The organism is Dysgonomonas termitidis (assembly GCF_054657735.1).
This window is the reverse complement of record NZ_BAAHYD010000003.1, coordinates 182,039-195,552: the sequence shown is the minus strand read 5'-3', so window position 1 is coordinate 195,552 and position 13,514 is coordinate 182,039. Positions and strand designations below refer to the sequence as shown.

At 41.1% G+C, this 13,514-nt stretch carries 10 protein-coding genes; 9 read left to right on the top strand and 1 reads right to left on the bottom strand.

The genetic code is table 11. The annotated features are described in order from the left end of the window. The first annotated feature begins 216 nt into the window (after positions 1-216). From ACYQ3L_RS22080 to ACYQ3L_RS22070, 3 genes are all read left to right on the top strand, one after another. Positions 217-2,718: an FtsK/SpoIIIE family DNA translocase gene (locus ACYQ3L_RS22080; RefSeq protein WP_379997415.1), complete on the top strand. Its 2,502-nt coding sequence runs from the start codon at positions 217-219 to the stop codon at positions 2,716-2,718. A 174-nt stretch (positions 2,719-2,892) separates the two neighbouring features. Then, positions 2,893-3,312 (top strand): rRNA maturation RNase YbeY, encoded by a 420-nt coding sequence (ybeY, locus tag ACYQ3L_RS22075; protein ID WP_379997417.1) that lies wholly within the window; start codon positions 2,893-2,895, stop codon positions 3,310-3,312. Positions 3,313-3,316: 4 nt separating this feature from the next. Beyond that, on the top strand, positions 3,317-4,240 hold the full coding sequence (locus tag ACYQ3L_RS22070) for a YeiH family protein (RefSeq protein WP_379997419.1): 924 nt from the start codon (positions 3,317-3,319) through the stop codon (positions 4,238-4,240). A 140-nt stretch (positions 4,241-4,380) separates the two neighbouring features. On the opposite strand, the gene ACYQ3L_RS22065 is transcribed toward ACYQ3L_RS22070, so the two are convergent. Next, positions 4,381-4,824, bottom strand: coding sequence for a T9SS type A sorting domain-containing protein (locus ACYQ3L_RS22065; protein ID WP_379997421.1), 444 nt, complete (start codon positions 4,822-4,824; stop codon positions 4,381-4,383). Between the two features lie 272 nt (positions 4,825-5,096). Here ACYQ3L_RS22065 and ACYQ3L_RS22060 point away from each other — a divergent pair, with 272 nt between their 5' ends. From ACYQ3L_RS22060 to ACYQ3L_RS22035, 6 genes are all read left to right on the top strand, one after another. After that, positions 5,097-6,755, top strand: coding sequence for a tetratricopeptide repeat protein (locus ACYQ3L_RS22060; protein ID WP_379997423.1), 1,659 nt, complete (start codon positions 5,097-5,099; stop codon positions 6,753-6,755). A gap of 261 nt (positions 6,756-7,016) precedes the next feature. Then, positions 7,017-7,799: a sulfide/dihydroorotate dehydrogenase-like FAD/NAD-binding protein gene (locus ACYQ3L_RS22055; protein WP_379997425.1), complete on the top strand. Its 783-nt coding sequence runs from the start codon at positions 7,017-7,019 to the stop codon at positions 7,797-7,799. Between the two features lie 98 nt (positions 7,800-7,897). Then, positions 7,898-9,370 carry an NADPH-dependent glutamate synthase gene (gene gltA, locus ACYQ3L_RS22050; RefSeq protein ID WP_379997427.1) on the top strand — a complete coding sequence of 491 codons (1,473 nt, stop codon included), beginning with the start codon at positions 7,898-7,900 and terminating at the stop codon, positions 9,368-9,370. Between the two features lie 833 nt (positions 9,371-10,203). Then, positions 10,204-11,985 carry a biotin/lipoyl-containing protein gene (locus ACYQ3L_RS22045; protein ID WP_379997429.1) on the top strand — a complete coding sequence of 594 codons (1,782 nt, stop codon included), beginning with the start codon at positions 10,204-10,206 and terminating at the stop codon, positions 11,983-11,985. A gap of 89 nt (positions 11,986-12,074) precedes the next feature. Beyond that, the gene (locus ACYQ3L_RS22040) at positions 12,075-12,869 is read left to right on the top strand and encodes a DUF5040 domain-containing protein (RefSeq protein ID WP_379997431.1); all 795 of its coding nucleotides are present in this window, start codon (positions 12,075-12,077) and stop codon (positions 12,867-12,869) included. Further along, a complete protein-coding gene (locus ACYQ3L_RS22035) occupies positions 12,869-13,495 on the top strand; it encodes a 4'-phosphopantetheinyl transferase family protein (RefSeq protein WP_379997433.1) in 627 nt (208 codons plus the stop codon). Before ACYQ3L_RS22040 ends, ACYQ3L_RS22035 begins: the two co-directional genes overlap by 1 nt. Positions 13,496-13,514: the final 19 nt, after the last annotated feature.

Here is a 13,514-nt window from a genome sequence, read left to right as displayed (position 1 = left end):
ACATGTCAGACTTGATTAATTAGAAAAGGTTTAATTTCAATTTGCTTTTTTAATAAAAAAACGGGGAATATTATATTTTTTGTATTATTCCTTTTAAATTCTTTTACAAAAGATAAAAAAAGCCTGCACCATTCCTTTCTAAAAAAGCGTTATATTTGTGTTTTATATTATTACAAAAAATTAAAGAGATAAAGAGTTCTCGACTCACTTCACCATATGGCTAAAAAAACAGTCCAAAAAAAGAAAAACTCCGGTAAAGGTGCTCAATTTTTAGAGTTTATAAAAAAAGAACGTACCAGATTCCTGCTAGGTGTATGCCTGGCATTTATCGGAGCGTATATAATACTCGGTCAGATATCGTTTTTCATCACCGGAGCAGCCGACCAAAGCAAAGTAGTAAACAGGTACTTCATCGATCTTATATCCCATAAGCAGCAGATAGCCAACTGGACAGGCGTCGCCGGGGCTTTTATCGCCGAGAAATTCATAAACCAGTGGTTTGGCATATTTTCATTGCTTATCCCGGTCTACTTTATACTGATGGGACTAAAAATGATGCGGGTAATAAACATATCTGCGATCCGCACATTCCTGCTCCTGGCCTTCGCTATGATCTGGGGCTCTATAACAAGTGCCTTTACCTTGTCCCGTATCTTTGCCGACAGCCATATTATATGGGGAGGCGCTCATGGACAGTATATAGAACAAACTTTAGAGGCCGCGCTGGGAATACCCGGAGTGCTGATGATTATCGTCTTGCTCCTGATCATATTTCTTATTATCACAAAAAAAGCGTCCATGGAGTTCTTCCGAGGATTGTTTAGAAACCCATTAAAAAACAATTCGGCTCAGGACACAGATCCCGAGCTTGAAAATTTCTATGAAGAAGAAATAGAGGAAGAAGTACCTGCGAAAGAAAAGAAAAGCTGGTTCAGCTTCTTTAAACGGAAGAAGGCGGACAAAGATATCGAAGAAGAGGACAATAAAGATACTCCTGAAGAGGATATGGGAATATCTCCGGCAGGAAATACAAAGACAAGAAAAACTCCGACGACATTAAAAGTGGATCAGGATTTCGAAATTGTTGTGCCGAAAGATGAAGAATTTATCCAACCCGTAAGAAATACAGATGCGCCGCCGAAACAGACCGTACCGGTTTCACCCGTTCCTGACGGAGAAACGGACATACTGCCGGAAGGTGAGGAGATGGAAGATTACGATCCTACCAAAGACCTGTCCAGCTTCCACTTTCCATCTACCGAACTGCTGAAAGTATATGACACCACAGGCAAAGGTGTGGATATGGAAGAACAGAATGCCAATAAGAGCAAGATTATAACTACCCTGCAAAATTACGGCATAGAAATTACTTCTATCAAAGCAACCGTAGGACCTACAATCACATTATATGAGATAGTACCGAAAGCAGGAGTGCGGATTTCCAAAATCCGTAATCTGGAAGACGATATCGCACTGAGCCTATCAGCCCTGGGTATTCGCATCATAGCTCCTATGCCGGGCAAGGGGACAATCGGAATAGAAGTACCGAACAAAGATCCGCAAATCGTATCCATGCAATCGGTGATAGCCTCGCGCAGATTTCAGGAATGCGCTTACGACCTGCCTGTTGCTTTGGGCAAGACGATCACAAACGAAATATTCATGTTCGACCTTTGCAAAATGCCGCACTTACTGGTTGCAGGAGCTACAGGACAAGGAAAATCGGTAGGACTGAATGCCATCATCACATCATTGCTTTACAAGAAACATCCGGCCGAAATGAAAATGGTGCTGGTAGACCCTAAGATGGTGGAATTCAATATCTATTCAACAATAGAAAAGCATTATCTGGCAAAACTGCCGGATGCAGAAAAGGCGATCATCACGGATGTAAGCAAAGTAACCCAGACACTCAATTCTCTTACAAAGGAGATGGACGACCGTTACGAATTGCTGATGAATGCCGGAGTGCGTAACATAAAAGAGTATAACGAAAAATTCCGTAAGCGCCGTCTGAACCCGTTGAAAGGGCATCGCTTCCTGCCGTATCTCGTCATCATCATAGACGAGTTTGGCGACCTGATTATGACCGCCGGAAAAGAAATAGAAATGCCTATCGCCCGTATAGCACAGAAAGCACGTGCAGTAGGTATGCATATGGTCATTGCCACACAACGCCCGACTACAAACATCATCACAGGTACGATAAAGGCAAACTTCCCTGCCCGTATGGCATTCCGTGTAACATCGCAGATAGACTCACGTACGATTCTGGATATGTCCGGCGCAAACCAGCTGATAGGACGGGGAGACTTACTCTTCTCACAGGGTAGTGATCTGGTCCGTATCCAATGCGCCTTTGTAGACACCCCGGAGGTAGAGGGAATAGCCCAGTATATCGGGAACCAGCAGGGATATTCGCATGCGTTCGAGCTGCCTGAATATGTGGGTGAAGGCGGAGAAGATAAGATCGGCAATATCGATCTTAACGACCGCGACCCGTTGTTCGACGAGGCCGCGCGCCTGATAGTTGTACACCAGCAGGGTTCAACCTCACTTATTCAACGTAAATTCTCTATCGGATACAACCGTGCCGGACGCCTCATGGACCAGCTTGAAGCAGCAGGTATCGTCGGTCCAACGCAAGGAAGTAAGGCCCGTGATGTACTGATCGCCGATGAATACAGCCTGGAACAGAAATTGAACGCATTTAATTAGATAATTATACCAATAAAAATTACCGCAATGTTTTTCCCGGCCACAAGTAAGGGCCAATTGAAAATCGGTGGAGCCAATAAACATTCGCCCGTAATAAAAGAAATGATGCAATATTTTTTCCATTACCCAATATAATTTACCTTTGTAGAATCATTTCTCTAATCAAGATCAGCTATGGCTATACTATATCAGGCGGAAGAGGTAAAACTACCTTCGATAAAAAAGCGGGAGACTACCAACTGGATAAAATCGGTGGCCGCTTCCTACGGGAAAGCGGTGGGAGACATTTCTTTTATTTTTTGTTCCGACGAGAAAATCCTGGAAATAAACAACCAGTATCTGCAACATGATTATTATACTGACATAATTACATTCGACTATAGCGAAGGCGGAACTATTTCCGGCGATATATTCATAAGCCTGGATACAGTAAAGAGTAATGCCGAACAATTCGGGACAAATTACAACGAAGAGATTCACCGGATTATAATCCACGGCATCTTACATCTGTGCGGAATCAACGACAAAGGTCCGGGAGAACGTGAATTTATGACCGGATGTGAAAATATAGCGCTTAAAATGCTGGAGAAATAAAGTCATGCAAAAATATCTCAGTAAACTATACTACATCGTTCCCATCTGTTGCCTGTTTCCATTCTTTTCAGCCCCCCTGGCCTTGTTTACCGGAATCCTGCTTGCCATCTTCTATAAAGGGAAAGAAGTTGTGAAAACCGGGAAATTAACAAAATACCTGCTACAGGCTTCAATCGTATGCATGGGTTTTTCTATGTCGGTACACGATGTCGTGCAAACAGGAAAAACAGGATTTATGATTACAGTTGTCTCCGTCGCAGTGACAATGGTTTGCGGTATCGCTTTGGGGAAATTTTTCCAGGTACAGAAAAATACATCCATGCTCATTTCGGGAGGGACCGCTATCTGCGGAGGAAGTGCCATAGCAGCGATAGCTCCCGTATTAGGTGCAAAAAACAATGAAATAAGTTTCTCCCTGGCTGTTATATTCGTATTGAATGCAGTCGGACTATTCATTTTCCCAGTGATCGGACATTTATTGCAGATGGACCAGACCCATTTCGGTTATTGGGCAGCCATAGCTATCCACGATACCAGTTCGGTAGTCGGAGCCTGCTCCGCGTACGGAGAGCAAGCCCTTCAGGTAGGGACTACGGTGAAACTTACCCGTACTCTGTGGATTATTCCTTTGGCATTGTGCATAGCATTCTTCAACAAGAACAAAGCATCTAAAATTAATATACCCTGGTTCATTTTTTTATTTGTAATAGCTATCATTATAGGTAATTACATTCCGGGAATGGCTGAGACAAACGGACATCTGAGCTGGCTTGGCAAGAAGGGAATGATGGTTTCCCTGTTTTTCATAGGAACGTCCATAAACATGAAAGAGGTAAAGGAAACCGGTGTGAACACATTTTTGCTGGGTATTATCCTATGGATTATAATAGCCGTTCTTTCTTATTGCTGGATTCGCTTCGTCTTCTAAAAATGCAAAAGGGCAAATCTGTCCAGATTCACCCTTTCCATAGCTATTTGCAAGTAGCTGTTGCAAAAGACTTCCCCAATAATAAATTGTAATTGTAAGTAAGCTAAGTCTTGCGGGAAAAGTATCTTTGCCTAATAAACCTAACGTATATCGAATTCTCCGATAGCAATATTTATTCCAGCTGCATCTGATAAAGTAATGGTATATCTACCGCTATTCCATCCGGAGGTATTTATTTTCACTTTAGTATTGTCACTATCCGGTGTAAACTGACGTAAATAAACCGGCATTCCTGCATTATCAACAATCTTGATATTCAGCTTTCCGTAAACGAACAGATTAACCTTTAAGCCAAAATTACTCTGATAAATCTGTACAGGTTTAAACAGAGACACAGACTTGCCGGCATCCGCCACTCTTGGCCTATTTGATCCCGTGAGAATCTTCACTGCAATTTCCCAGTCAACATCATCATCATTCACACTTAGAATGTAATAACGATTCTTACTATTGAACGAATACATATATGTGTTTATAATAAATGAAACAACCAATACCCAAAAAAACAAATAGATTTTTTTCATCGCTGTAAGGAATTTCTGAAGGTTGCTTATCTCTGTTGTCTGATACAAAACTAATGGATGAAATAAACAAATGCAATGTTTTTTCAAACTATATAGATTTTTACAAGTCCTGTTTTATGTATATAATTATAAATATGTAGATTACATTATTAAATATATAAATTTATATAGATTTTTTCTTAGAAAAATTATATCTAAATACTTGCTTAGTTACCATTTTTTCATTAACTATGAAGTCAATTTCAGAAAATATCCCCCTAATGATTCAAATTATGTATAAAAATATTGGGCTCATTCTGGCATCATGCATTATGTTTTCATCCTGTAATCTGAACGAACATAAAACAGATGAAATACTAAGCCGTGTGGAAATTCTTATAGAGCAGAATCCGGGTGAGGCGCTACAAATACTAAACAATGAGATAGATGTCAAAAAACTGGATAAAGATGCTTACAATAAATATATCCTGCTGCATATACAGGCTAAAGACAAGGCATTCGAAGATATAACCAACGATACGTTAATTTTTGCGACAAAGAAGTATTACGAAGAAAAGGGCGATGAGGAAAATATAGCAATGGCTTCCCTGTACAGCGGATATGTTTCAGCCGCACGAGGAGATATGCAAAAGGCCATGACTACTTACTTAAACGCAGAAGTGCATGCCAAAGAAGGCAACAACAGTGCCCTCAAAGGGTTGATAGAATTTTACATCGGAGATCTTTACTGGGAACAACTTCTGAACGATGAGGCTATCTTCAGATACAGGCAGGCTATCTCGCATTTCAATAAAGCGGGAAAATATAAGAATGAAATTATAGCGTATGATAAAATAGGCTCCAATTTACTCATGAAAGGTGAAATAGACAGCAGTTTCCACTATTATAACAAAGGCTTGTCCCTGGCCAAAATACATAGCGATTCCATAGAACAGGCTTTTATCATACGCAATATGGGTTTTGCACTCGGCAGCATTGGTGAACAAAATCAGGCCAGAACATACTTCAGGCACTCTATACCTTATTTAAATAATAATGAAGAGATAGCAAAGAATTATCTTAACATGGCATATTCGTTCGATGACGAGCAAAATAAAGACTCAACCCTGTTTTATATCAACAAATCGCTTAAACTATTAGAAGGCCGGGACAATTATTCCCTAAAGTTAATCATCTACCAATTATTAGCTAAAACAGAAGAAAAAGAAAATAACTATCAACAAGCCTTAACCAATTATAAAGAATACGCAGGGCTATTGAAGAAAATGCTTAAAAATACGAATAACCGTATCATTCTGGATGTCCAGAAAAAGTATGACTTTGAGTTGTTGCAGAACGAAAACAACAGGCTTCTGATCCAACGGCAAACAGCTTTCCTCGTTATATTACTGTTATTTATCATTATTCTGGCAATGAGTTTGATCTTTTACCGGAAGAGAGCTAAGGACAAAGCTGCACTGGCAGTTGCACAGGAAAGGATACTCCAGATGCAGGAAATGGCCGACAACATTGATGAGAAAGAAAGCTCATTCAGAAAAGTTCTATTTCAGCATTTCGATATCTTCAAGAAGGTAGCCCTGCTTAAAGTTGAATTAAAAGGAGAGGAAAAGAAACATGGCCAGAAATTATTGAAGAAAGTAAACGAAATAGTTTACAATCAGGAAGGCCTGGATTGGAGCCGGTTATTTGATATAATGAACCAGTTATATAAAGGTGTCCCGAACACAATACGCAAGAAATACCCTCAACTCGATGAAATTGAAACCCGGATATGCTGCCTTGAATATGCCGGACTCAGTAATAATGAAATCGCTATCATATTAGAATTCAGCGTCAATACCATCCAGATGAAAAAGTCTGTTATCCGTAAAAAACTGGAAATAGAAGGCTATGGAAATATCGTCGAATTTTTCCACAAAAACTTAAACTAACAAATTATATGATATTTTATAGCAGATAATGACTCAGTAAATAAACTTTGTCGTAACTTTGCGTGTCAGGTTTCAAAATATCTTGACAAAAGGATTGTTTTAAACCCTAATCACATATTTTATCGATGAAAAGGCTGCATTTTGATATTTTAATAACCTACCCCATATACTTTTAATATAACACGTAAAAAGATAAATTGTTTATACATCTAAAAAAACTAATCATAAAATCTAAATAAGTCTCTTAAACTAATATTCTGAATGAATAAAATTGTAGACAAAGAGTATTTCTCTGAAAATGTAGTAAAATTTGAGGTGGAAGCACCTCTGATAGCACGAAGTCGTAAAGCCGGACACTTTGTAATTGTGCGGGTAGGCGAAAAAGGAGAGCGTATTCCTCTCACAATTGCCGCCTCCGATGTGGCCAAGGGTACAATAACAATCGTGATACAGGCCGTAGGGGCATCATCCAAAAAGATTTGCGACCTCAACATTGGTGATTATATCACAGACGTTGTGGGTCCCCTGGGGCAGGCTACCCATATTGAAAACTACGGCACAGTGATATGCGCCGGCGGTGGCGTTGGTATTGCTCCTATGTTACCTATCATAGAAGCAATGAAAAAGGCCGGTAATAAAGTCATTTCAGTTTTAGCCGCACGGACAAAAGACCTGGTAATTCTTGAAAAACAGGTTGCCGAGTATTCTGATGAAGTAATTGTTATGACAGACGATGGATCGTACGGATACAAGGGATTAATTACAAATGGCATTGAGATGGTAGTCAATCGGGAAAAAGTAGACCTCTGTGTTACCATCGGACCAGCTATCATGATGAAATTCGTATCACTTCTCACTCAAAAATATAATATACCTACAATGGCCTCCCTGAACACTATTATGGTAGACGGAACGGGGATGTGCGGAGCATGCCGTGTAACAGTAGGAGGTAAGACCAAGTTTGTATGTGTCGATGGCCCTGAATTCAATGCTCACGAAGTTGATTTCGACGAAATGTTAATGAGGCTGAAAGCATACAATTAAGTATTAAGTAAAAAGTGGAAAGGGCTAAGAAGGACTGACTTCTTTCATTTCAACTCCGTTACTTACTACACATTACTTAAAAACTTATAACTAAAAAAATGACAGAACAAGAAAATATACAGGCAAGACGTAGCGAACCCTGGAGAGACGAACTACGCAGAGGGATGAAGGCCAAAGAGCGTGGTGAAAGGCCGCGTGTGCACATGCCCGAACTGGACGCCGAATACAGAAGCCATTCATTGAAAGAAGAAGTTAATCTGGGATTAACAAAGGAACAGGCAATGTTTGAAGCCGCCCGCTGCCTAGATTGCGCCAACCCTACATGTATGGAAGGTTGCCCGGTTAATATCCAGATACCTTCATTTGTCAAAAATATAGAGTGTGGCGAGTTCCTTGAGGCCGCCAAGGTGCTGAAAGAGACAAGTGCACTTCCTGCCGTTTGCGGACGTGTATGTCCTCAGGAAAAACAATGTGAAGCAAAATGCATCTATATACAGAAGATGAAAAAGGAACCTGTGGCTATCGGTTATTTAGAGCGGTTTGCAGCAGATTACGAGCGCGAAAGCGGACAAATGTCGCTACCTGAACTGGCTCCTGCTAACGGCATCAAGATTGCAGCAGTAGGATCAGGGCCGGCAGGGTTGGCTTTTGCCGGAGATATGGCAAAACTGGGATACGATGTCACTGTATTTGAAGCGCTGCACGAGATTGGAGGCGTTTTGAAATATGGTATTCCTGAATTCCGTTTACCTAATGAGATAGTAGATGTAGAAATAAACGTCCTTCGCAAAATGGGTGTAAAATTCGTCAATAATTGTATCGTGGGTAAAACCATTTCCCGCGAAGACCTTTTAAATGACGGATTCAAAGGTATATTCGCTGCCAGTGGCGCAGGGCTGCCTAACTTTATGAATATTCCGGGAGAGAACCTTATCGGCGTGATGTCATGCAACGAGTTCCTTACCCGTGTAAACCTTATGGATGCCTCAAATCCGGAAAGTGACACTCCTGTGCAAATGGGCAAGAAAGTTGCTGTCATAGGAGCCGGGAACACAGCAATGGACGCCGTACGTACAGCGAAACGCTTAGGCGCCGAAAAGGCATATATTGTATATCGTCGTTCGGAAGAAGAGATGCCTGCACGTATCGAAGAAGTGAAACATGCCAAGGAAGAAGGAATAATATTCCATACTTTACACAATCCGCTCAGATACGAAGGGGACGAAAACGGACGGGTACAACGCATGCTGCTTCAAAAAATGGAGCTGGGTGAGCCTGATGCGTCCGGACGCCGTAAACCGGTCGCAATTGAAGGCGCAACCGAATGGTTCGATGTAGATCAGGTAATCGTCAGCGTGGGCGTTTCTCCTAATCCGTTAATTCCATCTACATTCAAAGGTCTTGAGGTTACCAAATGGGGTACAATCGTTGTAAATCAGGAAACCATGCAATCCGCCCTGCCGGAAGTATATGCAGGGGGAGATATTGTACGTGGAGGCGCCACTGTGATCCTTGCCATGGGCGACGGGCGTAAAGCTGCGGCAGCAATGGACAAAGCGTTAAGAAATTAAGCAAAATAGAAAATCAAAATAAAAGAGGTTATAAAGAAATTTATAATCTCTTTTTTATTTGTATACTACATTCTTTATTAGGGCAACCGCATGAAAATGTTTTTTTTGAAAAAGTTTATCTATATAGTAAGCATTAGCCTTTAGCTGTTAGCTTATAGCTCTTTGAAGTGTTGGATTTAGGATTTAAAAATTTGATGTTTAAGGATTCAATAATTAAAATGCGTAAAAGCTGTAACCTTTTTGGGAATAGTTACAAGTAGATAAGATACGAGATACCAGTTGTTAACTGATGACTGTTAACTGTTCACTGAAAAAACTGTTACTTTTGTTACTTTTTTTGAGATACGAGTAGACAAGATACGAGTGATGACTGATGATTATTCACTGTTAACTGGCGAGATGCTTTGCTCTGCTCAGCATGACAAGCTAATTATTAATTTTTCATTCTTAATTCTTAATTAGTTTCTGTTACCTTTGTTACTTTTTCAAACTACAGGTATACTGTAAGCTGAAATAAAAACAGATAGCAATTATCCTCTCTATTCACTACAGCCCCCTACAGATCAAAAAATAAGATTTATCAAGCAAAAAGACTGCTCACTTTTACCTTCTTTGTGCAACCTACATAGATAGCAGACAAAAAACGGAAAGATTACGCTTTTTTTATGACAAATTGATAATTTTAATAATTGTTTTATTCTTTTATTCAGATATAAAAACTTAAATTTGTAAGGCAATCAAAAGATTGATATACAGTTGATGAATTAACAGATTTTAGAGTATGCACAAGCCGTTCTATGCTACTCTTTTTCAATATAACTCTAAAAACAGATATGGGAAAAGAAATTAAATTTAGCCTAGTTTATCGTGACATGTGGCAGTCGTCCGGGAAATACCAGCCGCGTGTTGACCAGTTAACACAAATTGCACCTGTAATTATTGATATGGGCTGTTTCGCCCGTGTTGAAACAAACGGAGGAGCTTTCGAACAAGTGAACCTGCTTTACGGCGAAAATCCGAACAGAGCGGTTCGCGAATGGACTGCACCATTCAACAAAGTGGGAATACAGACTCACATGCTCGAGCGCGGACTGAATGCCCTACGCATGTATCCTGTCCCGAAAGACGTACGTAGCCTGATGTTTAAGGTAAAACACGCTCAGGGCACAAACATTTCCCGCTCTTTTGACGGGCTAAATGATCCCCGCAATCTGGAATTGTCGGTAAAATATGCAAAAGAAGCAGGGATGATCTCCCAGACGGCGCTTTGTATCACACATTCCCCGATTCACACTGTTGACTACTATGTAAATTTCGCCGATAAACTGATAGATTTCGGTGCTGACGAAATTTGCCTCAAAGATATGGCCGGAGTAGGACGCCCTGCTTTTCTCGGCAAACTTGTAAAAGCTTTAAAGGACAGACACCCGAATACCCCTATCGAATACCACGGACATACAGGACCCGGATTTTCCGTAGCTTCTATGCTCGAAGTTGCAAGAGCGGGAGCTGATTATCTGGATACTGCTATCGAACCCTTAGCATGGGGAATGGTGCATCCTGACGTTATTACAATACAGGCTATGCTGAAAGACGCTGGCTTCTCTGTTCCTGATATCAATATGAACGCGTATATGGAGGCCCGTGCTTTGACCCAGTCTTTCATCGACGACTTCTTAGGATACTGGATCGACCCTTCAAACAAGTTCCTGAATTCTCTGCTTGTAGGCTGTGGACTTCCGGGTGGTATGATGGGTTCCATGATGGCTGACCTTCGCGGCATGCATTCAGCTATCAACATGGCGCTCCGCAACAATGGCAAGGCAGAAGTAACACTCAACGACCTAGTCGTTCAGCTATTCGAGGAAGTAGAATATATCTGGCCTAAACTTGGTTATCCTCCATTAGTAACTCCATTCAGCCAATACGTGAAGAATATCGCGCTGATGAATATCTTCGCGATGGCTCAGGGACAACCTCGTTTCTCTAATATTGACAAAGACAGCTGGAACATGATACTTGGTAAAACCGGTACACTTCCGGGCAAACTGGATGATGAAATCATAGCTCTTGCCAAAGCCAAAAATCTTGAATTCTATACCGGTAATCCTCAGGACGAATACCCTGATGCACTGGATACATACCGCAAAGAAATGGACGATAACGGATGGGACTACGGTCAGGATGATGAAGAGTTATTCGAGCTTGCGATGCACGACCGCCAATACCGTGACTACAAATCCGGTCTGGCTAAAGAACGTTTCAATGAGGACCTGGAAAAACAAAAGGAGAAAGCCGGTGCCCCTATTATCGTTACACGCCAGGTGATTGAAGTGCCTGCATTCGACGCGGAAGCTATCCAGGCGAAATATCCTGATGCAAAACCAATCCAATCTACTGTAAGCGGCCAGGTAATCTGGCAGGTGGATGTAGACGATGTATCCACTGCTCCTGTTATCGGTACAGAAGTAAAAGAAGGTGATGTTGTTTGTTTCGTTCAGACTTACTATGGTATAGAAGAAGTGAAGGCTCTCTCTTCCGGTAAGATTCTCCAGATAGAAACCAAACAAGGTGCAAAGGTTCAAAAGAATCAGGTATTAGCATACATTGACTAATATTTCCTAACTATATCGAAAAAGGAGTTTTATAACAATAGAGCTCCTTTTCCGCATTTATATCACATATTTAATTAAATCAAACAGCGATGAAGAAAGTATTACTTTGTCTGTCATTCTTTGTTTTGGCATTATCAAACATACAATGCCAAAACAAAGAGGATTCTTTAAATGGCAAATCTGACAACAAATATACCATTTTACTGACCGGAGCCTCTTTTGCCTCATCTAACAACGGTTGGTTCGAACTGGCTTGCAAACAGCTGAATGCAAAACCGATCAATACTGCTATAGGAGGAACAGCAATAGCCGATGCCGCAAACCGGATGGTAAACGGGACATTATATACCAAAGAAGAACTTGAGGACATAGACGCATTTGTAATCATGCATGTTCACGACGAAAATGTAGCCGATACCGCCGGACTCAAACAAAATTACGAAGATTATCCCGTTCCGTTCGACCGCTCAAACTACGCGGCAGCATACGATTATGTGATAAAACGGTATATTACAGAATGCTATAATCTGAAATTCGATAAGAGTTCCAAATACTACGGCTCAAAGAGCGGTAAGCCTGCTGTGATCGTCATGTGCACCCATTGGCACGATGCCCGCACCATATTCAATCCGGCTATCCGGAAACTGGGAGAAAGATGGGGCTTTCCTATTGTAGAATTCGACAAATACATCGGCTTTTCCGGAAATCATCTGCATCCTGTTACCGGGAAGCAATACAGTATATTGTACGCCCATAACAATGAGGTGGTCAAAGGTGAAGAATTTGGCTGGCATCCCTACGAAGGGCAAGATGAATATATCCAGCAACGTATGGCGGCCATTTTTACCGAGTTGATGGAAAAAGTTTTACCTTTGAAGCCATAATGCTTTACTATAAGGAATATATAACCGCAGCCTCACTGATAGGTGTATGGAAAATAGAAGAGACGAGGGAGGAACTCCTATCGGCTTTGTCTCATCACAACTGGATTGACAACATACAATCCATCAAATCCGAATCCCGCGTATTGGAAATACTATCTGCCCGGCTACTGATCAAAGAACTGGCAGGTGAAGAGAAACAGGTATATTATAACCCGTCAGGAAAACCTTACCTGACAGACAAGTCATTCCATATAAGCGTATCCCATACCAGAAAATTCGTTGCCGTCGCCATCAATAAGGAAAAGCCGATAGGACTCGATATAGAACAGATATCCGATAAGATAAGGCGGGTACAGAGCCGCGTCATAGGCAAAGGTGAATATATAGATAAGAATAACGAACTGGTACATCTCCTCCTGCACTGGTCAGCCAAAGAAGCTATGTTCAAATTTCTGGACGCGGACAGTATTGACTTCAGGGAGCATCTCTTTGTCGGAAATTTTATCCCCGTACAGAAAGGCATATTCGAAGCATCGGAATACCGTACAGGTTCAGGGCATCAGTTCAAAGCCTATTATAAAGTAGAACCGGACTTTGTTATGGTTTGCCTGGAGGAACAGAACTGATCCCCCAGACTATATTTCC